Source organism: Streptomyces sp. NBC_01478 (genome assembly GCF_036227225.1).
Lineage (GTDB): Bacteria > Actinomycetota > Actinomycetes > Streptomycetales > Streptomycetaceae > Streptomyces.
This window is the reverse complement of record NZ_CP109444.1, coordinates 11,393,441-11,417,052: the sequence shown is the minus strand read 5'-3', so window position 1 is coordinate 11,417,052 and position 23,612 is coordinate 11,393,441. Positions and strand designations below refer to the sequence as shown.

Sequence of the window (23,612 nt, the reverse complement as noted above, 5' to 3'; positions counted from 1 at the left end):
GATCCACTACGGAGGTCATCCGTGTTCTTCGCCCAGCACTACCTCGACTGCCTCTCCCAGGCGTCCTACCTGATCGCCGACGAGTTCACCGGTAAGGCCGTCGTGGTCGACCCGCGCCGCGACGTCTCGGAGTACCTCGCCGACGCCGAGGCCCACGGCTTCACCATCGAGGCCGTCATCAACACCCACTTCCACGCCGACTTCCTCGCCGGCCACCTCGAACTCGCCGCCCGCACCGGCGCCTGGATCGGCTACGGCCACCGCGCCGAGACGGAGTACCCGATCCGCAAGCTCACCGACGGCGAGCGCATCAGCCTCGGCGACGTCACCCTGGAGATCCTGGAAACCCCCGGCCACACCCCGGAGTCCATCAGCGTCCTGGTCTACGAACACGGGGCCGACCCGATCCCGTACGGCGTCCTGACCGGCGACGCGCTGTTCATCGGCGACGTCGGCCGCCCCGACCTGCTGGCCTCCCTCGGCGTCACCGCCGACGAACTCGGCCACATGCTCTACGACAGCATCCAGCACAAGCTCATGGCCCTGCCCGACCCGGTCCGCGTCTTCCCCGCCCACGGCGCCGGATCCTCCTGCGGCAAGAACCTCTCCACCGAACGCCAGTCGACCATCGGACAGCAGCGCGCCACCAACTACGCCTGCGCTCCCATGAGCGAGCAGGAGTTCGTCGCCCTCGTCACCGCCGGACAGCCCTCCGCGCCCGGCTACTTCGTCTACGACGCCATCCTCAACCGCAAGGACCACGGCCTGTTCGACGCGACAGTCACCCAACAGCCTTTGTCCGCCGCCGAGTTCCTCGACCGCCGGGCCGCAGGTGCGCTGGTCCTGGACGCCCGCGACCCGCAGGAGTTCGCTACCGGGCATCTACTCGGTTCCGTGAACGTGCCCGCCGACGGGCGGTTCGCCGAGCAGGCCGGAACGGTCGTCGCCCCCGACCAGGAGGTCGTCGTCATCGCACCGCAGGACCGCGAGGAGGAGATCGTCACCCGGCTCGCCCGGATCGGCTTCGACCGCGTCGGCGGCTACCTGCGCGAACCCGAAGGCGCCTTCCCCGCCATGGCCGACGAGGTGCGCCAGGCAAGCCGACTGAGCGCCCATCAGCTCCGCCAGGCGCTCGACGGCAAGCAGCCCCCGCTCGTCCTCGACGTCCGCAACACCAGCGAACGCGAGGAGGGATTCATCGAAGGATCCGCGCACATCCCGCTCGCCGAACTCCCATGCCGTCTCGACGAGATCCCCGCCGACCGACCCCTGGTCGTGCACTGTGCCGGCGGCCACCGCTCCTCCATCGCCGCCAGCCTGCTCCGCCACAACGGCCTCGCCGACGTCTCCGACCTCCTGGGCGGTTACGGCGCCTGGCTGACCGAGCCCTCCCCCACGCTCGACTTCGCTCGCGCGGGAGGACCCCCATCAGCCGACGCCTGAAATCCTCCGCGTGCCGGGCGGCGGTGACCGCCTGCGCGGCCACGACCGCCCGGCGCCGAGCACCCCTCATTCCTCAACTTCCCTGTTCCGGCGGCTTCGTCCGCCCCGTGAAGGAGACCCCGTGACCGCCGACGCCACCAGCCCCAGCTCCGCCCCGCGGCTCGACCCGGCCGCCCTGCACGAGATCACCGAGAGCGGCGCCGGCCCCCGGCTCCTTGACGTACGTACCCCCGGCGAGTTCCGCACCGCCCACATACCCGGCTCCTACAACGTCCCCCTCGACACCCTGCGGGAACACCGCGCCGAACTCCTGCGCCACCTGGACGAGGACGTCGTCCTGATCTGCCGCTCAGGCGGACGCGCCGCCCAGGCCGAGCAAGCCCTGGCCGAGGCCGGACTGCCCAACCTGCGCATCCTAGAAGGCGGCGTCCTCGCCTGGGAGACGGCCGGCGGTCCGCTCAACCACGGCCCGGCCCGCTGGGACCTGGAACGCCAGGTACGGCTGGTCGCGGGAGGCATCGTCCTGCTGTCCGGACTCGCGGCCCTCCTCATGCCCGGCCTCTACCTCATCGGCACCGCGGTCGGCGCGGGGCTGACCGTCGCCGCGCTCACGAACACCTGCGCCATGGGCATGCTGCTGTCCAAGCTCCCCTACAACCGCGGCCCGCGCACCGACCTGGAGTCCGTCATCGGCGCCCTGGGGGCCCACTCATAATCACCGTCGCCGTCGCCGCATCCCTCTGATCGGCGTCAGCCTCGGCATCCTGGGCAGCGGATCCATCACTCACCATGCACATCCTGATCCTGCTGACCGGCATGCAGGCCAAGCAGGCCATCGCCACCTCCCACTTCGCCGTCACCAGCGCCGCCGACCTCGTCTCGCACGCCCGCGCCGACGCGTCCGGTGGCGCACTGGGCTGCTGTTCGGCATGGCCGGAGGTACGGCGGAGGGCGCCTCGCGGAGTTCATCCCGGGCACGGTCCTGCTGATCGCCTTCGGCCGAATGAGGTCCGCGACGGCGATCGCCATGATCCCCGGCCGCCCACCGAAGTCCGACAAGGACGACTGCAAGGAGCGCCACGCGGTGGAGCGCGGGATCGATCGTGTCAAGCGTCACCGGGCGGTGGCCCCGCGCATGAAAGGCTCGCCTCCCACACCGCCACACAGCGACGCTGAGGATGCGTCAATCGGTCGCGACGGACGTTCCGCCCCATTCCTCCGGGGCAACATCTGCGCGCGTCTCGGAGAACGTCCACTGGTGGCCCGCAAGGTCCTCGGCGGTGTACTGCCGTTCGCCGTACTCGAAATCGGTCGGTTCCATGAGGATGCGTGCGCCATGCTCTCGGGACCGCTCGTAGTGGGCGCCAACGTCTTCCACACGGACCGTCACCGAGTGGGTGACCTCGCCGGGACGTGGCGGGCGGCGATCATGTCGTACGTCTCCGACGATCACGGCACCATCGCCGAAACTGAGTTGTGCGCGGTGGTCCTCGCCGATCCGCACCCGCTCGACAAACCCGAAGGCTGCACCGAGCCAGGCAACCGCCTCGCGCACATCGGGATAGATCAGGACAGGGATGACCGTCGACGCCGGAATGGAGCGATTCGGCTTCATGTCTGACTCCTGTCGTTGGGGCCGCGCCGCGCGAATGAAGTACGTACCCACCAGTGGACGCCAGGGCTGTTCGTCGCCGGAGACCTTCGCGGACGCGGAAGAAGGTCGTCCGATCTCAGCCCCAATTTAGCGGAGCAGCATCTGCCTGAACCGCCACAGCCGCAGCGGCAGGTCGGCCCTCCTCGGACCTTTCGCAGCTTTGCCCGAGTGTGTCGAGAAGGGTGAGGTCGAAGCGGCGCCGGACAGCAGTGCCGGCTCTTTGGAGAACGCCGCTGAGGAACTGGAACATCGTCCAGGTGCGGCGGCTTCTGTCCGGACCGGCCACTGCCGGCTACAACCTCCCACGGGCCGTTCCCACATCGCGGGTCGGCTCGCCTACAACATCCCGTCCGGCCGACGAGGGCGTCCGAGCCGGTGTCCGGTAGCCGCGGATACCACACGCCGTACCAGGTGGGCGTTCGATGCATTTCAGATGTCAGCCGTGTTCGAGTGCGTGGCGGCCACCTTCAATCCGCCTGCGCAGTGTGGTCGGCCACGAATACAGAGAACGTTCAGTAGCTCACCAGAGGGCGTCGGCGAGCATGAAGACCGCGACGGTCAGCAGCAGTACGGCGAAGATGCGTTGCAGGCGCCGGGCTGGGACCTTGGCGGCGATGCGCTTGCCGTCCCAGGCTCCGAGGATCGCCGCTCCAAGGAAGGGGCCGACGAGCGCCCAGTCCAATAGTCCGGCCGAGGGCAGCCGGGCCGCCAGCGCGGCCAGCGAGTTCACGGCGATGACCAGCAGGCTGGTGCCGACCGCCTGCGGCATGGCAAAGCCGAGCACGGTGACCAGGGCCGGGACGGCAAGGAAGCCACCCCCGACGCCGAGCAGCCCGGTCACCCCGCCCAGCCCCGCTCCCGCCAGGGCCGCCCGACCGGGCCGCACCATATGGTCGGCTCCCGCCTCGGGGGCGCTTCCTCGCAGCATCCGCCAGGCAGCTACCCCAGCGAGCAGGGAGAAGGCCACGGTGAGCAGGGTCTGCGGCAGCCGGTGGGACAGCGCTCCGACGGTGATCGCCAACGGCACGCCCGCAGCGGCGAAGGCGGCGCCAGGGACCCAACGGACGTTTCCGGCACGGGCGTGGGCCAGCAGGCCGGTCATCGAGGTCGCGGCCACGATCAGCAGGGACGCCGTGGTCGCCTGCGTCGGTGCCATGCCCAGCAGGTAGATCAGGGCGGGGACGGCGAGGACGCTGCCTCCCCCGCCCAGCGCGCCGAGGGACAGGCCGACGAGCGCACCGGCGATCAGCGCCAGTATGAGCGCGGTCACGCGGAACGCCCCCGGGCCCGACGGCCGGTGACCGGCAGTCCCGCCCGCTCCCAGGCGGTCATGCCGCCCCTGACGTCCACCACGTCCACGCCCCGGGCCGCCAGCAGTCGGGCCGCCTGCCGGGACCGATGCCCCGACCGGCATACCGTCACCACAGGCCGTTTGGCCCCGGAGCCCGGCAGCTGCGCGCCGGTCATCAGCCGCGACAGGGGCAGATGGAGCGCTTCCGGTGCGTGCCCCGCGTTCCATTCCACGCGCTCGCGAACGTCCACCAGCACTGCGGCCCCGGCCTGAACGCGGCTGCGGGCCTCGCCCGGGGTTATTCGCCCCGTCCGACGGCGGAAGAACAGCATGACGGTCCTCTCCTTCAGGTACTTGATCGCGCACGAGGTTCGCGTTCTCCGGGGAGCGCACGACGGTCACTCGCCGCCGTCCAGACCGTGCAGGCCCTCCCCTGCTCCGCTCACGGCTCCCGCCGGGGTCGCCCGTCAGGACCGGCAACCAGGAGGAAGACGGGACTCAGCCCGGCAGTTCCCCGACCTCACCCTCTCGTTCACTGAATACCCCCAGGGGTATCTGTTGGAGCGTACACCAGATACCCACCCGGGTATAAGCGGCCAGCGCGCACCTACCGACCACACCTGCTCCTCCATATACCCCACGGGGTATCATGACCTCATGGCGGAGACCCCGTACGGCATCAAGCGGTTGAGCCTCCCGGTCCGACAGAGCGCGACCACCGAACGCGACCGGCACTGCCCTGACACCCGGCCCGCCACAGGGCCGACGCCCGCTGCCGAGCGGCGCGGCCGTGAAGACGTGCAGGGCCGACCGACCCGCACTTTCCCGGACGCTCCGCCCGCGGTGCCGGCCGTCGCGACGGAAGAGGCGTTCGATTTCTTCTCCTCGGCCCGGATCCGTCACTACGTGCCGGTACTGGGGTTCAAACGCGCCTCACGGAGGCTGACCCAACGCCCCCTGAAGTCCGAAGCGAGAGGCGGGTGAACGTGAAACCGAGCCCGAAGTGCGTCATCGAAAGGTCCCGGCCCTGCAATGCCTGTATCGCCCCGGACCCCCGTAGCTGCCCGTACCCGTACCTCCTCGCCGGAGACGAGGACACCGGCGGAGCGGCCCCCGAACACGAAGAATCGATCGCCCACGCCGCCACAAACGGCGAACCGCCCCCGACGGCGCCATCACACGGACGCCACCAGTTGCGATCACACACACGGACGAACGCGACACAGCCCCTACGGGCGGACGAGGAGCAAGCAATGGACGCGGCAGGCTGGGACGAGCGGTACCGCGGCACCGAGTTGGTCTGGGCAGCGGCCCCCAACCGGTTCGCCGAAGGCGAGTTGGCCGGGTTGCCCGCCGGGCGGGCGGTCGACCTGGCGGCCGGCGAGGGACGCCACGCGGTCTGGCTCGCGGAGCGGGGCTGGGACGTGGACGCCGTGGACTTCTCCGCCGTCGCCCTGGCCAAGGCCGAGACCCTGGCCGCCGAACGCGGCGTACAACTGCGGACGCAGTGCACCGACCTGACGGCGTGGGCCGCCCCTGAAGCGGCGTACGACCTGGCGCTGATCGCTTATCTGCAGTTGCCGTGGGCGCAGGTGTCGCAGGTGCTGAGGCTGGCCGCGACCGCCGTGCGCAGCGGCGGGACTCTGCTGCTGGTCGGCCATGACGCCTCGAACCGCGAGCACGGCTTCGGCGGGCCGCAGGACCCCCGCGTCCTGTACACCGCGGAGCAGGTCGCCGCCGAATGGCGGCCCTACGCCCGAATTCTGCGCGCCGAGACGGTCACGCGACCGGTCGACGGTCCGGAGGGTCCGCGCACCGCCATCGACTCGTTGGTACGCGCCGAACGCCTCTGACGAGCGACCATCCCGCCCCATATACCCCCACGGGTACTATGGAAGCGATCGACCGGCCACGAGGAGGCTCCCGGTGAAGGTGGAAGAGGAAGCGATGGGCGCGGTGCTCAACCGGCTGCGCCGCGCGCAGGGGCAGCTGGCCGGGGTCATCGCCATGATCGAGGCGGGCCGCGACTGCAAGGACGTGGTGACCCAGCTCGCGGCGGTCTCCCGCGCCCTGGACCGGGCCGGGTTCAAGATCGTGGCCAGCGGTATGCGGCAGTGCCTCGCCGAACAGGAGGACGGATCCGCCCCACCGATGACAGAGGCGGAACTGGAGAAGCTGTTCCTGGCGCTGGCCTGAGACCGAGTCAACGGCGTGGAGTGCCCGCCGCCTACCGGAAACCCGGGGCGGCGGGCGCTCGCGTTTCCGGGAACATTCCGAGCCTGCGCGACGCTGCCCCTAATACCCCACCGGGTATCCAGGGAAAGGGCGTGGGCGGGATGGCGGAGTCAGAGCACATACGGCTTGTTCCGGCTGGCGAGGCGCCGCTGGTGACCTCCTGCGGCCGGCGGATCGACGTGAAGTTCCTGCGACTGGCCGCCGCCACGGACCGGCCGATCAGCCGGGTCGCGCTCGATGTGGGCCCCGTCCAGAGCGGCGAACCGGGAACCTGGGCCTCGCTGACCATGGGCGAGGCACTCGACCTGGCCCGTCGGCTCATGGCACAAGTCCGCGTCGCCGAAACCGCCGAGTCAGCGCGGGTCGACGGCCCTGTGCCTACGCCGCATCGTGCTCCCTCCGCCTGACAACGAGCCGTTCCCCAAGGTCACAGCAAGCGACGCAAGTACTCACTCTCCCCCAGGAGTTCGAGGCGACGCCACAGCACCGGGTTGTCGGTCGACCGGCTTGCGTGACAGGCGATGGCGCGGTGCTGCCGGGCCCGCGGGACCGACTTGATCTCATGGCACTCACCCGGCTCACGTCCCGCGAACGAGGCTCCGAACTCCCTGTTCATGGCCTCTGCGACCGCCCTCGACAGGGTCCAGCCGAGGACCTGGATTCCCCTTTCACGGGCGGCGGCAAGGGCCGCCTCGGTGGCCCGCCGGTGATCACGATGTCCGGTGATGCCGGTGGTGTCGAACACCAGCAGATGACTGGGGCGCCGTTCGGTGACGAGCCGGCCGACCCGCGCGGCGAGCCGACGCAGCGGAACGGCGGCGAGATCGCCGTCCGGATACGCGGCCAACTCCACGCGTTCCACGCCCAGTTCCCGTGCGGCGCAGGCCAGTTCGTCCGCCCGCAGCGTGCGCAGGTCGCCGGGGCCGGTGTGCAGCGTGGACGCCTCGCCGTGGGTGAGGCAGAGCACCGTGGTGGGCACGCCGCGAGCGGACAGCAGTGCCAGGAGGCCGCCCAGGCCGAACGACTCGTCGTCGGGGTGGGCGACCACCGCCAGCACGCGGCGCAGGTCGTCCGGCAGCCCTGCCCCGCCGGTCCGGGGGCCGGTCATGTGTAGATGATCTGGCCTCCGGCCGCGTGCTCGTAGAACTCGCCGACCGTGATGATGCCCTGGACCTGCTCGATGAGGTCGTCCTTGTCGAGTTCGAAGAGATCCACGGACGCCTTGCAGGCGTAGATGCCCGCGCCGGTGTCGGCGATCATCTCGATGAACTCGGGGATCGGCGGGATGTCGAGCTTCTCCATCTTGCGTTCCATGTACCGGGTGATCAGGTCAGGGACACCGGGCAGTCCGCCCAGGAGGGTGGGCAGGTGCAGGCCCGGGTTGCCGACGGTGGCGAGCTTGATGTGGTCGTACTGCTTCTTCGTGATGGCGTCGAGGCCGAAGAAGGTGAAGAACAGGTCGGCCTCGATGCCCTCGGCACGGGCGCCGTTGGCCATGATCAGGGCCGGGTAGATCCCTTCCAGGGATCCCTTGGAGACGATGATCGAGACCTTCTCGATCGTGGCGCTGGCAGTCATGTCGGACGCTCCTTCGGGTAGCGGTCGGCGGGTGGGGTCAGATGCAGCCACGGGGCTTGGGGATGCCCGCGATCTTGGCAGCGGTCTTCGCCGGGCCCTTCGGGAAGAGCTGGTAGAGCTCCTTGACGCTCACGCCGGAGGTCTTGCCGAGGATCCGCACGGTGGGGCCCGTGCCCTTGGCGGCGTACTCGGCGCGCATGAAGTGGATGACCGTCCAGTGCCGGTCGGTCAGCGTCGCGATGTCCTGTTCGCGGGCGATCTGCTCGGCCATGGGCTCGGTCCACTGGCCGGGGTCGGTGAAGAAGCCTTCGTCGTCGACGGTCACGGACGTGTCGGCGTAGGTGGCGGTGGTCATGGCGGTCTGTCTCCGTTCAGAAGGGCGTGTGGGTCTCGTCAGGCGGGCGTGTGGGTCTTGCCGTGCTCGGGCATCGCCGAGCCGATGCCGGGCAGTTCCCGGCCGGGCAGCAGGCTGTGCCAGTACAGCCACTCGAAGGCGAGCTTGCCGAGGTGGTTGGCGCGCGACTCCTTCAGCAGCGGCAGTCCCAGCGCGCCGGGGAAGTGACCGGGCAGCGGCTCGGTGTCGTAGTTGAAGTCGATGAGCAGCGCCTTGTGGAAGCCGGTCTCGATGAAGCAGTTGGTGTGCCCGTCGAAGGAGGCGTCCAGCGGCTTCCCGGCCAGGAAGCGGCCGATGTTGTGCGCCAGCACCTCGCCCTCGAAGTGGGCCACCGAGCCGGCCTTGGACGCCGGCAGGCCCGCCGCGTCACCGATGGCGAACACATGGGGGTGGTCCGGGTGTTGAAGTGTGTGCCGGTCCACGGGGACGAAGCCGAGCTCGTCGCCCAGGCCCGGGGAGCGGTCGACGTACTCGGCGCCACCGTGCAGCGGTACGACCACGGCCAGGTCGAACGGCACCTCACGCTCGTCGTACGACACCAGCCTGCCGCCGGTGCCGTCCACCTCACCGAGCGCGAACTCGGTGACCAGCTCGATGCCCTTCTCCTTCAGCAGGCCGCCCAGCGCCTTCGCGGCGACCGGCTTGGTGAAGGCGCCGTCCAGCGGGGTGACGTAGGTCAGCTCGACGCGGTCGCGGATACCCCGGCGCTGGAAGTACCAGTCGGCGAGGAAGGCGAACTCCAGGGGCGCCACCGGGCACTTGATCGGCAGGTCCACCACGTCGATCACGACCCGGCCGCCCTCGAAGCGCTCCAGCGCCTGGTGGAGGGCGACCGCGCCAGGCAGGTCGTAGAAGGTGTGAACCTTCTCGCCCCAGCCCGGCCCGGTCAGACCCTCGGTCTCCTCCGGCAGCAGGCTCGCACCGGTGGCCACCACGAGCACGTCGTAGCCCAGCGAGGTGCCGTCGGTGAAGTGCACCCGATCGGCGGTCAGGTCCACCCGGTCGATCTCGGCGCTCCGGTAGGCGATCCCGTCAAGGAGCTGCCGCGGGCGCGGGCGGACCAGGGCGTGGGGTTCGGCCAGGCCGAAGGGGACGAACAGCAGTCCGGGCTGGTAGACGTGGTCGTCGTTCTGGTCGACCACGGTGATCCGGCACTCGCGCTCGTCGTACGTCCGCCGCAGCCGGTTGGCCGTCAGCGTGCCGGCGGTGCCGCTTCCGAGAATGACGATGCTCTTGTCCATGCCCCCACTCTCGGCCGCGGGGTGAGGCATCGTCATGGGCCGTTAGTCCCTGGAGGGGTACCCGTGGGGGTATACCTTCGACCCCGGGCTCAGCCGGGAGCGCCGGGCTTCGTCGCGAGATACCAGTCGGCGAGCTTGACGGTCTCGTCCGCGAGCCTGGCGTCGAGTTCGGCCTGGGTCTTCGGGGCGCCGAGGACGACAACGTCGCCGGGGCGCCAGTTGGCCGGACTGGAGACACCGTCGCGGTCGGAGGTCTGCAGGGCGTCGACGAGCCGCAGAATCTCGGGGATCATGCGTCCGGCGTTCATCGGGTAGTACAACACCGCCCGGATGGTCTGCTCCGGGTCGATGACGAAGACGGCGCGTACGGCGGCGGTGCCGGACGTGTTCGGGTGGAGCATGCCGTAGGCGTGCGAGACGCGCATGTCCAGGTCGGCGACGATCGGGAACGGGATCCGTACGCCCAGCTTCTCCTCGATCGCGCGGGTCCAGGCGAGGTGGCTGTGGACGGAGTCCACGGAGTTGCCGAGCAGGGCGGTGTTGCGGGCGGCGAACTCGTCGGCGAGTTCGGTGAAGGCGATGAACTCGGTGGTGCACACCGGGGTGAAGTCGGCGGGGTGACTGAAGAGCACCAGCCAGCGCCCGGCGTAGTCGGTCAGGCCGACCGGGCCGTGGGTGGACTCGGCCTCGAAGTCCGGCGCCCTGTCGCCGATGAGGGGAGGGCGGGTGGGAGTGGTGGTCGGCTGTTCGGCAACGGTCATGGGGCACTCTCCTCGAAGACGAGCTCAAATACCCCCTAGGGTATTTAGATCCATGGGGTGCATCCCAGGGCCGAACGGCCCTCTCTCCGATCCCCTCGGCCTCTCGCGATGACGCACCGGCCTCGGTGCACTGGATACCAAAGCGACTGATCGGACCCGAGGAGACGCGGCCATGACCCACACCGCACCTGACGCCGCCGCCCCCGCCCCGCCCTCGGCACAGGACGTGCACCGGCTGGAGGTCTCCCACGTCGACGGAGACGCGTACGCCATCGAGGTACGCGGCCACCGGCTGCTGGTGGACCAGCCCGAGGACGCCGGCGGGCAGGACACCGCCCCCACGCCCACCGAGCTGTTCGCCGCGTCCCTGGCTTCCTGTGTCGCCTTCTACGCCGGCCGTTACCTGCACCGCCACGGCCTGGACCGCACCGGGCTGCGGGTGCGGACCGCGTTCACGATGTCCACCGACCGCCCGGCCAGGATCGACGCGATACACGTGACGGTCCTACCGCCTCCCGGCCTGCCCGAGCAGCGCCGCGCCGCCCTCCTCGCCGTCGCCTCGCACTGCACCGTCCACAACACCCTCCATCAGCCGCCGGAGATCGTCATCGGGCTGGAGCCCTGACGATGCCCGCCCGTCCGGCGACCGGCCAGGCGCCGCCCACGCTCCCCCTCCTGGAGCGCATCCGCCGGGGGATCATCGGCGACGACGAGGTGATGGACGGCCCCTACGGGCCCCGGCGCGTCGTCTACGCCGACTACACGGCCTCCGGGCGCTCGCTGGACTTCGTCGAGGACTTCGTCCGCGACCACGTCCTGCCGCGCTACGCCAACACCCACACCGAGAGCTCCAGTACCGGGTTGCAGACCACCCGGCTGCGGGAGGACGCCCGCCGGATCATCCGCGACGCGGTCGGCGCCACCGAGGACGACCTCGTCATCTTCTGCGGTTCCGGCGCCACCGCGGCTGTCAACAAGCTGGTCGGCATCCTGGAACTGCGCCGTCCGGCCACCGCTCCACCACCGCCCGCCGAACGCCCCGTGGTGTTCGTCGGCCCGTACGAGCACCACTCCAACGAACTGCCCTGGCGTGAGTCGATCGCCGACGTGGTCGTCGTCGACGAGGACGCCGACGGCCATGTCGACCTCGCCCAGTTGGAGGGGCAACTGCTCCGGCACGCCGGCCGGCCGCTGCGCATCGGCACCTTCTCCGCCGCCTCCAACGTCACCGGCATCCTCACCGACACCGACCGCGTCGCCCGCCTCCTGCACGCCCACGGCGCCCTGTCCTTCTGGGACTACGCAGCCGCCGCCCCCTACATCCCCATCCGGGTCGCCGAAAGCGCCCCCGGCGCGAACGACCACAAGGACGCCATCTTCTTCTCCCCGCACAAGTTCGTCGGCGGCCCGCAGACCCCCGGCGTCCTCGTCGTACGGCGCGAACTGGTCCGCAACCCGGTGCCCACCGCACCCGGCGGCGGCACCGTCTCCTTCGTCGGCCCGCTCGGCCACCGCTATCTGGACGACCCGGTCGCCCGCGAGGAGGGCGGCACCCCGGCCATCGTCGAGTCCATCCGCGCCGGACTGGTCGTCGCCCTCAAACAGGCCGTCGGCACCGACACCATCCAGGCCGCGGAGGAACGCCACTGGCGCCACGCCCTGCGCAGCTGGGACCGCAACCCCGCCATCGAGATCCTCGGCAACCACGAAGCCCGCCGACTGTCGATCGTCTCCTTCCGCATCCGCCACGGCGACCGCCACCTGCACCACAACTACGTCGTCGCCCTGCTCAACGACCTCTTCGGCATCCAGGCCCGCGGCGGCTGCTCCTGCGCCGGCCCCTACGGCCACCGCCTGCTCGCCATCGACGCCGCCACCTCCCACGACGTACTCGACGAAGTCCTCCTCGGCTGCGACGGCATCAAACCCGGCTGGATCCGCATCAACTTCAACTACTTCATCAGCGACACCGTCCGCGACTACCTCATCGACGCAGTCGACCTGATCGCCACCCACGGCCACCGCGCCCTGCCCGACTACCGCTTCGACCCCCACACCGGCGGATGGCACCACCGCCGGGCTCCCACGGGCCCACCCCTGAGCCTGACCAACCTGACCTGGGAACCCGACGGACGGCCCACCCTCCCCGACCACCGCGTCCGCGCCGGCGAACACGTCCTGGCCGATCAACTCGCCGACGCACGAACCCTGTTGACGCCCCTCCCTGACTATCTCGACGACGGACCGACGGGCCTGCCCGCCGACTTCGAGCGCATGCGCTGGTTCCACCTGCCACCGGCCTGCATGGAACAAACTCGCCCCTCGACCCGTTGAACCAAATACCCCCAGGGGTATTAACATTCGACCACGAGAGGTGGAGATCACCATGCCGACCGCTGAACTGACCAAGGCCAACTTCGATGCGACCGTCACCGGCGCGAACATCGTGCTGATCGACTTCTGGGCCGCCTGGTGCGGCCCCTGCCGCCGGTTCGCCCCCGTCTTCGAACGGGCCGCCGCCAAGCACCCGGACATCGTCTTCGGCAAGGTCGACACCGAGGCACAGCCCGAACTCGCCGCGAGCTTCCAGATCTCCTCCATCCCCACCCTCATGGCCATCCGCGACAAGACCGTCCTCTACGCCCGGCCCGGTGCCCTCCCCGCCCCGGCCCTGGAAGACCTCATCACCAAGATCCGCGCCGTCGACATGGACGACGTACGCCGACAACTCGCGGCGCACACCGCAGACAAGCACTGAACCGGAGCACCACGCAGGCTCCCTCGCCACCCGACCGCCGGCCAGGGAAGACGACACCGCACCGAATGCCACGAGCAGGAAGGCCGACACCATGCGTTACGACCGCACCGTCCACCTCGACACCGACTTCGCCACCACCGTCAGCCACGTCCGCGAAGCCCTCGCCGCACAGGGCTTCGGCATCCTCACCGAGATCGACGTCACCGCCACGCTCAAGGCGAAGCTCGACCACGACATGGAGGACTACGTCATCCTCGGCGCCTGCAACCCGCCCCTCGCCCACCGCGCCCTGGAGACCGACCGCACCATCGGCCTGCTGCTGCCCTGCAACGTCGTCGTCCGCCGCGCCGGCGACCGTACTGTTGTACAGGTCCTCGACCCCGGCACGATGGTCGCCCTCACCGGACTCGACGCGCTGCGTCCCGTCGCCGAAGAGGCCACCCACCGCCTCGACGCCGCCCTTGCCTCACTCACCAAGGACGCCTGACGGCCCCGCGCCGGGACACCCCCGACCGGACCGTAAGACGTTGCCACCTCCCGACCCTGGCCATTCCAGGCTCCGCGACGACGAACGCGCCTCTTGGGTTGTTCTAAAGATCCAGGGCAGCAGCGAAGACAGAGAACGTGGGCGCCACGACTCGCCACTCGTACAACATGGGATTCATCGAGACGTGACTGCCCACGACCCGCGGGTCGAGGGCGTCGGTGCGGTAGTCGAGGGCGAGGCCGATGTCATCAGCGGGGACCCGGTTCACCGCGATGAAGAACGCCTGCTCGACATGCAACCAGGGCAGTTCGACCGGAGTCTCCTGACCGTCGCCTCGCGCCACGTGCAAAAAGGCCGCGTACCGGTCATCGTCGAAGGTGTCCAGCGAGCTGGACTCCCATTCCATCTGGCCCGTGGTCGTGAGGAAGTCGATCGGGCTCTCGAACCACGGAATCAGTCTCGCCATCTCAGCGTCGCCCGGATGGCGCCACCGGCCCTGATCGAGCAGGGAAGTCAGCCGTGCGGGCAAGGCCAGTCCCCGGACCGTCACGTACTCCATGGTGGACAGCCTGGCACAACCCCTGTCGGAGCAGCGGCAGCCCTGGTGCGGGCCAGTACCGCCTCCGGTTCCTACAACGGTCGATTCTCCCGCACGCTCACCATCGGCACCGGTCCGGCGGGTCCACGCCGCGCGCCTTCTCAATCCGCGCTGAGGCCGAAGGGCAGTGAGGCGCGAAGCCCTCACCTACACCGCCCGGCACGCCACCGCCGTGGACGTCACGGCCGAGGCCACCACCCACCTCAGGCTCCGACAACGGCCGCGGCCTGGGTCCTCACCGCATACACCGCATCGGACTGGCCGACCTCCGCACCCGCGCCCCGGAACTCGGCGGCACCCGCACCTTCATACCCCACCGCTCCACCGGTACCACCCGGGAGTGGACCGTCCCGCTGCCCGTCGGCACCGGCTACGCCTGTGTCGTGCCGGGCAGCCGGGTGGGGCCTCCGTCGAGTGTGATCGTGAGGCCCGTGGAGGTGACGTCGACTGCTGTCGCTTTCAGGCCCAGGGGATAGTCGGCGTCGGTGTGGTCGGTGAGTCCGTGCTGGATCCGGTCGACGACCGCGGCGGGTGCGGGGCTGCCCAGGATCTCGGCGTCTTCCAGACGCAGCGTCACGCGCCCGTCCTGGAGTCGGGGTTGGAGCGTCGCCCGGCCGAGCCCGCCCTGCAGGTCGAGGGTGATGGTGTCGGCCTGGTCGTCGAGGCGTACGTCCGTGACCGGGAGCCGGCCGTCCGTTTGGGTGGTCATGTTCTGCAGGGAGGCGGCGGGGACCTCGACGTCGGCGTGGGTCCGGGCGACGGTGCCCGAGTGGTCGCCGGTCAGGCGTACGTAGTCCAGGCTGGCCTGTACGGACACGTCGGGGATGTGGCCCAGCGTGGCGTGGCCGCTGGTGACGGTGATGGCGTCGAGGTGCCGCTCGAAGAGGTCGAGCAGGGCCGGGCCGCCGCCGATGTCGACGTCGGTGTCCTTGCCGAGGGTCCGGCCCACCGCGGCGGAGAGGCGGCGGTGCAGCAGCGTGCGGGCGGCGAGTTCGGCGACGGTCGTGGTGAGAAGGACGAGTACGAGGGCCGCCACTGTCACGGAGACAGCGCGGTGCCGCCTGAACAAGGAACGGATCATGGCTGCTCCCCCGAAACGACCGGGACGGCGGCCCGGGCGGCGTCCGGAGCGGTGGCGGAGCCAGGGCCTTCGGGGTCGAGGTGCGGCAGGAGCCGGTCGAGCCAGCGTGGCAGCCACCAGTTGGCGCGGCCGAGCAGGTACATGGTGGAGGGCACCAGGACGAGCCGGACGAGGGTGGCGTCGACGATGACGCTGACGCCCAGGCCCAGCGCCAGCATCTTGATGACCACGTTGGTGGACAGCAGGAAGGCGAGGAAGACGCTGGTCATGATGAGGGCGGCGCAGGTGATGACGCGGGCGGTGCCGGCCAGGCCGTTGGCGACGCTGAGGTGGTTGTCCTTGGTGTGCAGCCACGCCTCGCGGATCCGGGAGAGCAGGAAGACCTCGTAGTCCATGGACAGGCCGAAGACGATGGCGAACATCATCATCGGCACGTACGACTCGACCGGGACGGGTTCGTCCACGCCGAACAGGGAGCCGCCCCAGCCCCATTGGAAGACCGCGACGACGACTCCGTACGCGGCTCCGATCGACAGCAGGTTGAGCAGGGCCGCCTTGAGCGCGACCAGGAGACTGCGGAAGACGGTGAGCAGCAGCAGGAAGGCCGCCGCGACGACCACTGCGACGATGACGGGCAGCCGGTCCACGACCACGTCGCGGAAAGTGAGTTGGGCCGCGGTGACCCCGGTGACGTAACCGTGGCCGCCCGAGTCCGCGAGAGCGTGGGGAAGGGTGTCGTTCTCCAGGCGGTGCATCAGGTCGGAGGTGGCCCTCTCCTGGGGCCCGGTGTCCGGGGTGACAGTGGAGACGAGCAGGGTGTGGTCGTCGCTGACGACGGGTGTGGTGACGTGGGCGACGCCGGGCGACGCGGCCAGGGCGTCGTGCAGTGTCGCGAAGAGTTCTCCGGTGCCCGTGTGCGCGTCGTCGAGGTCGGCGACGATCGTGAACTGGCCGTTGGTGCCGGGCCCGAAGGCGTCGGCGATGAGGTCGTAGGCGCGGCGGTCGGTGTAGCCGGTCGGGTCGGCGCCGTTGTCGACGTGGCCCAGGCGCATGGAGGCGGCGGGGATCGCGAGTACACCGAGCACGAGCGTGCCGACGGTGAGGAAGAGCCACGGGCGGCGGCCCACCGTGGCGGCCCAGCGGTGCCAGGTGTCGGCCGTGTCGCCGGGTTCGTCGACCGGGGTGCGGACCCGCCAGCGGTCGATGCGGCGGCCCGCGATGCCGAGGAGGGCGGGGGTCAGGGTGAGCGCGGCGACGGCGGCGATCACGACGGTCAGGCCCGCGGCGATGCCGAGGGTGCCGATGAAGTTCACACCCGACGCGTACAGGCCGCCCAGTGCGACGGTGACGGTGGCCGCGGCGACGATCACCGCCCGGCCGCTGGTGGCCACGGCCCGGCCCACCGCCTCGGCGGGGTCGGCGGGGTCGTCCTTGTCCCGCAGCAGTCGGCGGTGGCGGGTGACGAGGAACAGCGCGTAGTCGATGCCGACGCCCAGACCCATCATCGTGGCCAGGGTGGGTGCGGCGTTACCGAAGGTGAAGGCCGCGGCCAGCAGTCCCAGCAGTGAGATGCCCGACAGTAGTCCGACGACGGCGGTCAGCAGCGGGAACCCGGCCGCGGCCAGGCTGCCGAATCCGGCCAGCAGCACGATCACCGCGGTGGCCAGCCCGATCATCTCCGACAGCCGGTCCGCTGCCTTGGGACGTGCCAACTGGCCCAGCGGGCCGCCGTATTCGACCTGGACGCCGTCGGCGCGCAGGCCCTGCACGGCGTCGTCGACGCCGTGCAGGTAGGACGTCTCGAAGCGGGCCGGGTTCTGCGTGAAGCGGACGATCACGATGCCGGTGGCACCGTCGGCCGAGACCGCCCCCGGTGTGACGAGCGGATCGGTCACCGAGATCACCTCGGGCAGTTGCTTCAGGCCGGCCACGGCGGTGTCGACGGCACCCTGCTGGTCGGTGAGGGACCCGGTACCGGTGTGCAGCACGATCTGGGCAGCGGTGCCACGGATGTTCACGGATCCGTGCGCGTCCAGCAGGTCGGCTCCGGTCTGCACGGAGGTGCCGGGCAGTGAGAAGTCGTCGTCGTAGGTGCCGCCCCAGGCGCGGTCGGCGCCGAGTGCGGCCAGCAGCACCAGCAGCCAGGTGCCGAGCACCCACCACGGCCGTCGTGCGCACCAGCGGCCGAGCCGGTGCAGTCGGCCGACGTCCGCGGACGCCTCGGGGCGGTCGGGTTCCTGGGTAGGTGCGGGAGCGTTGGTCATACCGTCGTTCCTTGTCGGGCCCTCGTCGGGCGGAGATCGCTCTCAGTGATGTCGGGGATATCGGGGATGTCGGCTGGGGCGCGTACGGCGGAGGAACAGCGCTACAGCCGTGAGCAGGGCCGCGCCGCTGACGAGACTCAGGCCGAGCAGCGCCGCTCCTCCCGCGCCCGGGTCGGGAGTCCCGCTGTCCGCGGCGGGCGTGTAGGGCGTACCGGACCCACCGGGCAGGTCCGACGGGACGGACAGGTCGGACCGGGCGGAGTGGTCGGACGGACTGCCCGAGCCGGACGCACTCGATGGAGCGGACGGGCTGGACGGTCCGAGCGCCCGCACCGCGGCAGCCGCGTCGATGAGCCCCGCACCGAGACGCTGATCGCCCGTCGGATGCGCGGTGCCGGTGATCAGCTCTCGGGCGGTGGCCGGGTCGGCGCCCCGGCCGATCAGCAGTGCCGCCTCGGCTGCCACATGCGGTGCCGCCATGGAGGTACCGGACATACGGCCGTAGCCGCCCGGCAGGGTGGAGAGGATGTCGACTCCGGGTGCCGCCACCGATCGCGGATCGCCGGCATTGGAGAACGCGGCGAGCTGCCCGTCGGGACCGACGGCCTCGACGACGACGGCCGGCACTCCGGCCCGGTAGACACGCTCGACCTGGCTGTCGTTGCCGGCCGCGGCCACCACCACCGCCCGGTCGGCGGCCTCGCGCAGCGCGAGGTCCAGTGGTCCGCCCTTGCGCAGCCGGTCGGCCTGCCCGGTGTCGCCCAGGGACAGGTTGATGACGTCGGCACCGTGGCCGACGGCCCAGCGCACGGCGTCGGCGATCACCGCGGGATCCCCGGTGCCGTCGGCGCCCAGCACACGGACCGGCATGATCCGCGCGCCGGGCGCGCCGCCGGCGATGCCGATGCCGTTGCCGGACACCGCGGCGATCACTCCGGCGACATGGGTGCCGTGGCCGTTCTCGTCGTCCGGACGCGTGTCGCCGTCGACGAAGTCCCGGCCGGGGACGAGGACGCCGGCGAGGTCGGGGTGGTCCAGGTCGACGCCGGTGTCGATCACCGCGACGACCACTCCGTCGGCACGGGCACCGGCCTCCGCCGCGTCGGTCAGGCCGCTCAGCTCCAGCCCGTACTGCCGCGCGCGCAGCGGATCGGTGCCGGAGGCCGCCGCGGCGGACGGGAGCAGAAGCGTGAGCAGAGGGGCGACGAGTACGGCCGGGCCCAACGGGCGGGCCCGACACAGGCCCCGGAGGACGGTCACCGTCAGCCCTGCTGCCAGAAGTCGCTGCGGCGCTCGGCCCAGCCCTGGACCTGCTCGCCGTACCCGCCTGCGAGCGCCTTGTCCCGGATCGCCGTCCTCTTCTCGCTCCGCTGGTCCCCGCTGAGCCCGCTCAACTCCTTGATGTCGTCCCTGAGTTCCTCGGGCAGGGCCTGGTAGCGGCGCCGGGCCTCCTCGGCCCGCACGCGTACGGGGGTGCCGTACTCACCGGCCAGCGCGTCCTGCCAGATCCTCGCCGCCGCCTCCTGTCGCTGCCCGGGCTTCACGGTGCGCAGCTTCCGCAGGTCGGCGCGGAGCTCCGGCGGCATCCAGGCGGGGAGAGGACGCTGGTCGGTGGCGGCGAAGCCGACGGTGTCGGCCAGTTCGGCCGTCGACGTGTTCACGGCGGCCGAGGTCGTGTCGGCCGGCCCGGCGGACGAGGCGCCTGCCCATACCAGTCCGGCCACGGCAGCGGCGGCGACGGTCAGTGCGGTGGTCCGGGTCCTGCGTGCTGCGGCGGTACCGCTGCGGTTCACGATGTCCTCCCTTTGCTTTCGGTCTCGGCCCCAGCCTGGCCGGGGCGTACGAGTGGGAGGTTCGGCGAATGTTCGGGGTGTGTAAGGGCCGTCGGCCGGGGCGCTGGGGCGGGGATCCGCTGGATAGCATCGAAGGCCAGGGCCACGGCCTGCACGGCGCCTGCACTGGCTGCTCGGCCGCGAGGAGAGAAGCGCATGCCGGAGAACAAGGGGCTCGTCCTGGTCGTCGAGGACGAGCGGAACATCGCCGATCTGCAGCGGCGCTATCTCACCCGGGAGGGCTTCGGCGTCCACGTCGAGACCGCCGGCGACACGGCGCTGGCCGCGGTCCGCCGGATGCGCCCGGTCGCGGTCGTGCTGGACATCGCGCTGCCCGGCATGGACGGCATGGAGGTCTGCCGCCGGCTGCGTGAGGAGGGCGACTGGACGCCGGTGCTGTTCGTGACGGCACGGGACGAGGTCATGGACCGCATCCTCGGACTGGAACTCGGCGCCGACGACTATCTCACCAAGCCCTTCTCCCCCCAGGAGCTCGTCGCCCGCGTCAAGAGCCTGCTGCGGCGCGCCGCGGGACCGCAGAGCGACCCGGTGCGCCGGGTGGGCCGCCTCGTACTGGACACCGGCCGCCGCACCCTGCGGGTCGACGACCGCCCGGTGGAACTGACCACCACCGAGTTCAACCTGCTCGCCTTCCTCATGCACCATCCCGGCCAGGTCTTCACCCGCGAGCAACTCCTCGCGCAGGTCTGGGGCTACGCCGGCTATCGGGACACCCGGGTCATGGACGTCTACGTCTCCCAACTGCGCGCCAAACTCGGCGATGCCAGCCCGATCCGCACCGTCCGGGGCGTGGGCTACAGCGCCACCGACACCACCCGATGAACACCGCACGCCGCCGCGGCTCCCTGGCCGGAAGCATCGTCCTGCTCACGACCGCCGTGGCCGCCCTGGCCGTAGTGGTCACCGGGCTGTTCGCCTGGCGGATGATCCGTACGAACGCCGAGGCGCAGGAACGGGACCAGCTCTCCCGCCAGGCGGAGGTACTGGCCCGCACCCCGCAGCTGGCCTCGTGGATGCTCGACCGGCAGCAGCGCATCGCCGGACCACAGGACATCCAGCTCGCCCTCGTCCGCGCCGCCGGGGACGCGGCGGGACCGGCGGCAGCCGTCGTGGACACCGCCCGCCGCAAGGCGTTGCTCTCCGGCCGGGACATGTCGGCGACCTCGCGGCTGGACGGCCGCCAGGTCCTGGTGGAGGGGGTGCCGACGTCCACGAGCGGCGGGCTGGTCCTCACCGAGCCGATGAGCGCCGTGGACGAGGCCACCGACCGGATGCGCGGCGCCCTGGTACTGCCCCTCGTCCTGGGGCTGGCAGGCGCGGCGCTGGCCGGAGCGCTGCTGGGCCGGCGCCTGGCCCGCCCGCTCACGACAGCCGCGCGCACGGCCCACCGCCTCTCCGGGGGTGAACGCGGCCTGACCGTACCGACCGAGGGACCAGCCGAAGTGGCCGAACTCGCCACCGCGTTGAACACGCTGGACATCGCGCTGGCCCACAGCGAGAACCGGCAACGGGACTTCCTGCTCTCCGTCTCCCACGAGATCCGCACCCCGCTGACCACGGCACGCGGCTACGCCGAGGCACTCGCCGACGAGGTCGTCACCGGCGGCGAGGTACCCGACGCCGGCCGCATCCTCCGTACGGAGATCGAACGTCTGGAGCGGTTCGTCGGCGACCTGCTCGCACTGGCCCGGCTGGAGGCCGACGACTTCCGCCTCGACATCACCGAAGTCGACCTCGACGCACTGACCGCTGAGGCCGCTGCCGCCTGGTCGGCCCGCTGCGCGCCCCACGGCGTGGACTTCCGCGTCGAACGCCCCGAGCGGCCCCTGACCGTCACCACCGACGGCTTCCGGGTACGCCAGCTCATCGACGGCCTCGCCGAGAACGCCCTGCGCGTCACCCCGGCCGGACAACCCCTCGTCCTGGCCCTGCGGGCGGACGGCACCGGCGCCCTCCTGGAGATCCGCGACGGCGGCCCCGGCCTCACCGAGGACGACATCAAGGTCGCCTTCGAACGCGGCGCCCTCTCCAACCGCTACCGCGGAGTCCGCCCCGTCGGCGGCGGCCTCGGCCTGGCCATCGCCCACCGCCTGACCACCCGCCTCGGCGCCACCATCACCGCCCGGGGAAAGGCGCCCGAAGGCGGCGCCTGCTTCACCGTCCACCTGCCACCCCGGCCCGGCACCGCAACCCCGGACATCGGTTCCGCCGGTTCTTACACGCCCCGAACACTGGGCTGACGCGATCGTCGTCTCACCCGGTCACGCTCCTGTCCGCCGCGTCCTTCGCGAACTGCTTGCGTGGATGGAGCGCGAGTTTCGGGCCGAGGCGATCGATGACCCGGTCGCCCGCAGACTTCGACACCCCGAACAGCAGGGCCAGTTGCCACAGTGTCAGGTTCGTTCACCAGTAGGCCGTCACCAGCAGCACTCGATCCTCCGGCGACAGCTTCCACGGGCGTCCCCGGCCGGACGCGTGGCACGCTCGCGCCGCAACTGGGCCAGCAGCTCGCCGAAGACCGGCGGGCTCAGCCCACTGAACCGGAGCTGTTCAGGACGGTTCCGCCGTCGTCATCACACCGCTCACGCAGTGATCATTTCGCTGAGGCTGCGCATGACCGCTGTCGTCTCTCATTTGAAAGGCCCATTCCCCGCAGGGAATTGCCGGTCTCCACCGCGCCCCGCAGGATCTGGTCCGCATGGACCTGCCGGGACAAGGAGACGAAGATGATCGAGATCGACCCGCAGCAGCTGGCCGACCGCTACACGGCTCAATGGAATGTGCCCGACGCCGCAGAGCGCCGCGCCGCCATCGAGCAACTCTGGGCCGAAGACGGCACCCACATCCTTCACCCGCCTGCGGAGATACGAGAGACCGCCGCGGCACTCGGCTTCGACCACCCGACTCTGCAGGCTCAGGGATACAACGCCATCGAGACCCGAGTGACACGAAGCTACGAACGGTTCGTCGAGAAACAGGGATTCACCTTCCGGGCGCGCCCCGGTGCGATACGTCTCCATGACGTGGTCCGGATCGGCTGGGAGGCGGTGTCCACCGCAACCGGCGACGTGGTGGGTGGTGGTTCGGACATGCTCGTGCTCGACGACAACGGCCGCATCAAGACCGACTACATGTTCCCGGGCTCCTGACCGGCGGCAGCGCAAGCCATTGCCCCGGCGGCTGCGGAGAGAGCCTCGGCCGTCGACGGGTCGGCCGGCAGGAACGCCTCCAGCTTCAGCTCGGCAAGCGTCACGTCGACGGCGGTGGCGAAGGTCGTCACCGTCGTCATCAGGCGCAGCTCACCGTACGAGGACCGCAGGCGGAGCGGCACCGCGAAACCGAGTTGCCCGGCGGACGGCTCCAGCTCGGGAACGTACCCGGTGAGCTCGGCGCGCAACTCCTCCAGGTGGCCAAGGCGCACCAGGATGTGGCGCGCCCACTCGGCGAGGTTGAGGATGCGGGGGGCCAGGCCGTCGGGATGCAGCGCAAGGCGGTACATGTTCGCGCCCGGGCCCACCAGCTCGGGTGCCACACCCTCGGTGATCAGGTCGAATGCGGTGTTCGCGGCGATCAGGTCACCGCCCCGGTCCACGACCAGCGCCGGATACGGCAGATGCCCGCGGAGGATGTGGTCGATCGCCGTGCGCACGGGGGCCAGCACCGGATCGTCCAGTGAGCTCTCCGGGTAGGCGGGCGCGTACCCGGCGGCCATCAGCAGCTCGTTGCGCTCCCGCAGCGGCAGCTCCAGCGACTCGGCCAGGCGCACAACCATGTTCCGGCCCGGGACGGACCGGCCGGATTCAATGAAACTGAGGTATCGCTGGGTGGTGCCCGCTCGCAGCGCCAGGTCGAGCTGGCTGAGATGACGACGGGTACGGCGTTCACGAAGCGTGCGAGGGAAGTCCACGGGCCTGTTGTAACGGCGGCGGAGGGTCCCAGGCCATTCCCCGCAGGGAATTGTCGCCACTCCTACG

The 23,612-nt window shown here is 70.7% G+C and carries 27 protein-coding genes and 1 pseudogene; 13 read left to right on the top strand and 15 right to left on the bottom strand.

The window, feature by feature from the left end:
- Positions 1 to 21 precede the first annotated feature (21 nt).
- Complete coding sequence (locus OG223_RS50735; RefSeq protein ID WP_329264421.1) at positions 22 to 1,443, top strand: MBL fold metallo-hydrolase; 1,422 nt, start codon at positions 22 to 24, stop codon at positions 1,441 to 1,443.
- A 121-nt stretch (positions 1,444 to 1,564) separates the two neighbouring features.
- Positions 1,565 to 2,158, top strand: coding sequence for a rhodanese-like domain-containing protein (locus OG223_RS50730; protein WP_329264419.1), 594 nt, complete (start codon positions 1,565 to 1,567; stop codon positions 2,156 to 2,158).
- Between the two features lie 468 nt (positions 2,159 to 2,626).
- Here the strand turns inward: OG223_RS50730 and OG223_RS50725 are convergent, their stop codons facing one another.
- The 3 genes from OG223_RS50725 to OG223_RS50715 all read right to left on the bottom strand — a co-directional run bounded on the left by OG223_RS50725 (position 2,627) and on the right by OG223_RS50715 (position 4,720).
- Positions 2,627 to 3,058 carry a VOC family protein gene (locus OG223_RS50725; protein WP_329264417.1) on the bottom strand — a complete coding sequence of 144 codons (432 nt, stop codon included), beginning with the start codon at positions 3,056 to 3,058 and terminating at the stop codon, positions 2,627 to 2,629.
- A 559-nt stretch (positions 3,059 to 3,617) separates the two neighbouring features.
- Positions 3,618 to 4,367: a sulfite exporter TauE/SafE family protein gene (locus OG223_RS50720; protein WP_329264415.1), complete on the bottom strand. Its 750-nt coding sequence runs from the start codon at positions 4,365 to 4,367 to the stop codon at positions 3,618 to 3,620.
- Positions 4,364 to 4,720, bottom strand: a complete 357-nt coding sequence (locus tag OG223_RS50715; protein ID WP_329264413.1) for a rhodanese-like domain-containing protein — start codon at positions 4,718 to 4,720, stop codon at positions 4,364 to 4,366. Before OG223_RS50715 ends, OG223_RS50720 begins: the two co-directional genes overlap by 4 nt.
- Before the next feature lie 325 nt (positions 4,721 to 5,045).
- Between OG223_RS50715 and OG223_RS50710 the strand changes: the two genes are divergently transcribed.
- The 4 genes from OG223_RS50710 (at position 5,046) to OG223_RS50695 (ending at position 7,030) form a co-directional block, all read left to right on the top strand.
- On the top strand, positions 5,046 to 5,372 hold the full coding sequence (locus OG223_RS50710; protein WP_329264411.1) for a three-helix bundle dimerization domain-containing protein: 327 nt from the start codon (positions 5,046 to 5,048) through the stop codon (positions 5,370 to 5,372).
- Positions 5,373 to 5,641: 269 nt separating this feature from the next.
- Positions 5,642 to 6,241 (top strand): class I SAM-dependent methyltransferase, encoded by a 600-nt coding sequence (locus OG223_RS50705; protein ID WP_329264409.1) that lies wholly within the window; start codon positions 5,642 to 5,644, stop codon positions 6,239 to 6,241.
- A 94-nt stretch (positions 6,242 to 6,335) separates the two neighbouring features.
- Complete coding sequence (locus OG223_RS50700; RefSeq protein WP_266507361.1) at positions 6,336 to 6,584, top strand: metal-sensitive transcriptional regulator; 249 nt, start codon at positions 6,336 to 6,338, stop codon at positions 6,582 to 6,584.
- 140 nt (positions 6,585 to 6,724) lie between these two features.
- Positions 6,725 to 7,030: a hypothetical protein gene (locus OG223_RS50695; protein ID WP_329264404.1), complete on the top strand. Its 306-nt coding sequence runs from the start codon at positions 6,725 to 6,727 to the stop codon at positions 7,028 to 7,030.
- Positions 7,031 to 7,050: 20 nt separating this feature from the next.
- Here OG223_RS50695 and OG223_RS50690 read toward each other — a convergent pair whose 3' ends face one another.
- From OG223_RS50690 to OG223_RS50670, 5 genes are all read right to left on the bottom strand, one after another.
- Entirely contained in the window at positions 7,051 to 7,731 is a 681-nt protein-coding gene (locus tag OG223_RS50690) for a PIG-L family deacetylase (RefSeq protein ID WP_329264402.1), read from the bottom strand.
- Positions 7,728 to 8,201 (bottom strand): DsrE/DsrF/DrsH-like family protein, encoded by a 474-nt coding sequence (locus tag OG223_RS50685; protein ID WP_329264401.1) that lies wholly within the window; start codon positions 8,199 to 8,201, stop codon positions 7,728 to 7,730. Before OG223_RS50685 ends, OG223_RS50690 begins: the two co-directional genes overlap by 4 nt.
- A 37-nt stretch (positions 8,202 to 8,238) precedes the next feature.
- Complete coding sequence (locus tag OG223_RS50680; RefSeq protein ID WP_329264399.1) at positions 8,239 to 8,556, bottom strand: TusE/DsrC/DsvC family sulfur relay protein; 318 nt, start codon at positions 8,554 to 8,556, stop codon at positions 8,239 to 8,241.
- Between the two features lie 38 nt (positions 8,557 to 8,594).
- A complete protein-coding gene (gene sqr / locus OG223_RS50675; protein WP_329264397.1) occupies positions 8,595 to 9,836 on the bottom strand; it encodes a type III sulfide quinone reductase, selenoprotein subtype in 1,242 nt (413 codons plus the stop codon).
- A gap of 89 nt (positions 9,837 to 9,925) precedes the next feature.
- On the bottom strand, positions 9,926 to 10,597 hold the full coding sequence (locus OG223_RS50670; protein ID WP_329264396.1) for a peroxiredoxin: 672 nt from the start codon (positions 10,595 to 10,597) through the stop codon (positions 9,926 to 9,928).
- 172 nt (positions 10,598 to 10,769) lie between these two features.
- Here OG223_RS50670 and OG223_RS50665 point away from each other — a divergent pair, with 172 nt between their 5' ends.
- From OG223_RS50665 to OG223_RS50650, 4 genes are all read left to right on the top strand, one after another.
- Positions 10,770 to 11,222, top strand: coding sequence for an OsmC family protein (locus tag OG223_RS50665; RefSeq protein ID WP_329264394.1), 453 nt, complete (start codon positions 10,770 to 10,772; stop codon positions 11,220 to 11,222).
- A gap of 2 nt (positions 11,223 to 11,224) precedes the next feature.
- A complete protein-coding gene (locus tag OG223_RS50660) occupies positions 11,225 to 12,931 on the top strand; it encodes an aminotransferase class V-fold PLP-dependent enzyme (RefSeq protein ID WP_329264391.1) in 1,707 nt (568 codons plus the stop codon).
- A 52-nt stretch (positions 12,932 to 12,983) separates the two neighbouring features.
- Positions 12,984 to 13,355, top strand: a complete 372-nt coding sequence (locus OG223_RS50655; RefSeq protein ID WP_329264389.1) for a thioredoxin family protein — start codon at positions 12,984 to 12,986, stop codon at positions 13,353 to 13,355.
- A 91-nt stretch (positions 13,356 to 13,446) separates the two neighbouring features.
- Entirely contained in the window at positions 13,447 to 13,842 is a 396-nt protein-coding gene (locus OG223_RS50650) for a DUF302 domain-containing protein (protein WP_329264388.1), read from the top strand.
- A 103-nt stretch (positions 13,843 to 13,945) separates the two neighbouring features.
- On the opposite strand, the gene OG223_RS50645 is transcribed toward OG223_RS50650, so the two are convergent.
- From OG223_RS50645 to OG223_RS50625, 5 genes are all read right to left on the bottom strand, one after another.
- Positions 13,946 to 14,401 (bottom strand): hypothetical protein, encoded by a 456-nt coding sequence (locus OG223_RS50645; RefSeq protein WP_329264386.1) that lies wholly within the window; start codon positions 14,399 to 14,401, stop codon positions 13,946 to 13,948.
- A 409-nt stretch (positions 14,402 to 14,810) separates the two neighbouring features.
- Positions 14,811 to 15,521, bottom strand: coding sequence for an LmeA family phospholipid-binding protein (locus tag OG223_RS50640; RefSeq protein WP_329264384.1), 711 nt, complete (start codon positions 15,519 to 15,521; stop codon positions 14,811 to 14,813).
- Positions 15,518 to 17,785, bottom strand: coding sequence for an MMPL family transporter (locus OG223_RS50635; RefSeq protein WP_329264383.1), 2,268 nt, complete (start codon positions 17,783 to 17,785; stop codon positions 15,518 to 15,520). Before OG223_RS50635 ends, OG223_RS50640 begins: the two co-directional genes overlap by 4 nt.
- Positions 17,786 to 17,827: 42 nt before the next feature.
- A complete protein-coding gene (locus OG223_RS50630; protein WP_329264381.1) occupies positions 17,828 to 19,045 on the bottom strand; it encodes a S8 family serine peptidase in 1,218 nt (405 codons plus the stop codon).
- Between the two features lie 2 nt (positions 19,046 to 19,047).
- On the bottom strand, positions 19,048 to 19,578 hold the full coding sequence (locus OG223_RS50625; protein WP_329264380.1) for a hypothetical protein: 531 nt from the start codon (positions 19,576 to 19,578) through the stop codon (positions 19,048 to 19,050).
- Positions 19,579 to 19,773: 195 nt separating this feature from the next.
- On the opposite strand from OG223_RS50625, the gene OG223_RS50620 reads away from it, so the two are divergent.
- Together OG223_RS50620 and OG223_RS50615 are read left to right on the top strand one after the other, a co-directional pair.
- Positions 19,774 to 20,460, top strand: coding sequence for a response regulator transcription factor (locus OG223_RS50620; protein ID WP_329264378.1), 687 nt, complete (start codon positions 19,774 to 19,776; stop codon positions 20,458 to 20,460).
- On the top strand, positions 20,457 to 21,878 hold the full coding sequence (locus OG223_RS50615) for a sensor histidine kinase (protein ID WP_329264376.1): 1,422 nt from the start codon (positions 20,457 to 20,459) through the stop codon (positions 21,876 to 21,878). The genes OG223_RS50620 and OG223_RS50615 overlap by 4 nt, the downstream gene beginning before the upstream one ends.
- A 37-nt stretch (positions 21,879 to 21,915) precedes the next feature.
- Here OG223_RS50615 and OG223_RS50610 read toward each other — a convergent pair.
- Positions 21,916 to 22,224 (bottom strand): annotated as a pseudogene (locus OG223_RS50610) (helix-turn-helix domain-containing protein); the annotation flags it as partial.
- 140 nt (positions 22,225 to 22,364) lie between these two features.
- Here OG223_RS50610 and OG223_RS50605 point away from each other — a divergent pair.
- Positions 22,365 to 22,787 carry a hypothetical protein gene (locus OG223_RS50605; RefSeq protein ID WP_329264374.1) on the top strand — a complete coding sequence of 141 codons (423 nt, stop codon included), beginning with the start codon at positions 22,365 to 22,367 and terminating at the stop codon, positions 22,785 to 22,787.
- On the opposite strand, the gene OG223_RS50600 is transcribed toward OG223_RS50605, so the two are convergent.
- On the bottom strand, positions 22,766 to 23,545 hold the full coding sequence (locus OG223_RS50600) for an MmyB family transcriptional regulator (protein WP_329264373.1): 780 nt from the start codon (positions 23,543 to 23,545) through the stop codon (positions 22,766 to 22,768). The two genes, OG223_RS50605 and OG223_RS50600, sit on opposite strands and share 22 nt — an antisense overlap.
- Positions 23,546 to 23,612: the final 67 nt, after the last annotated feature.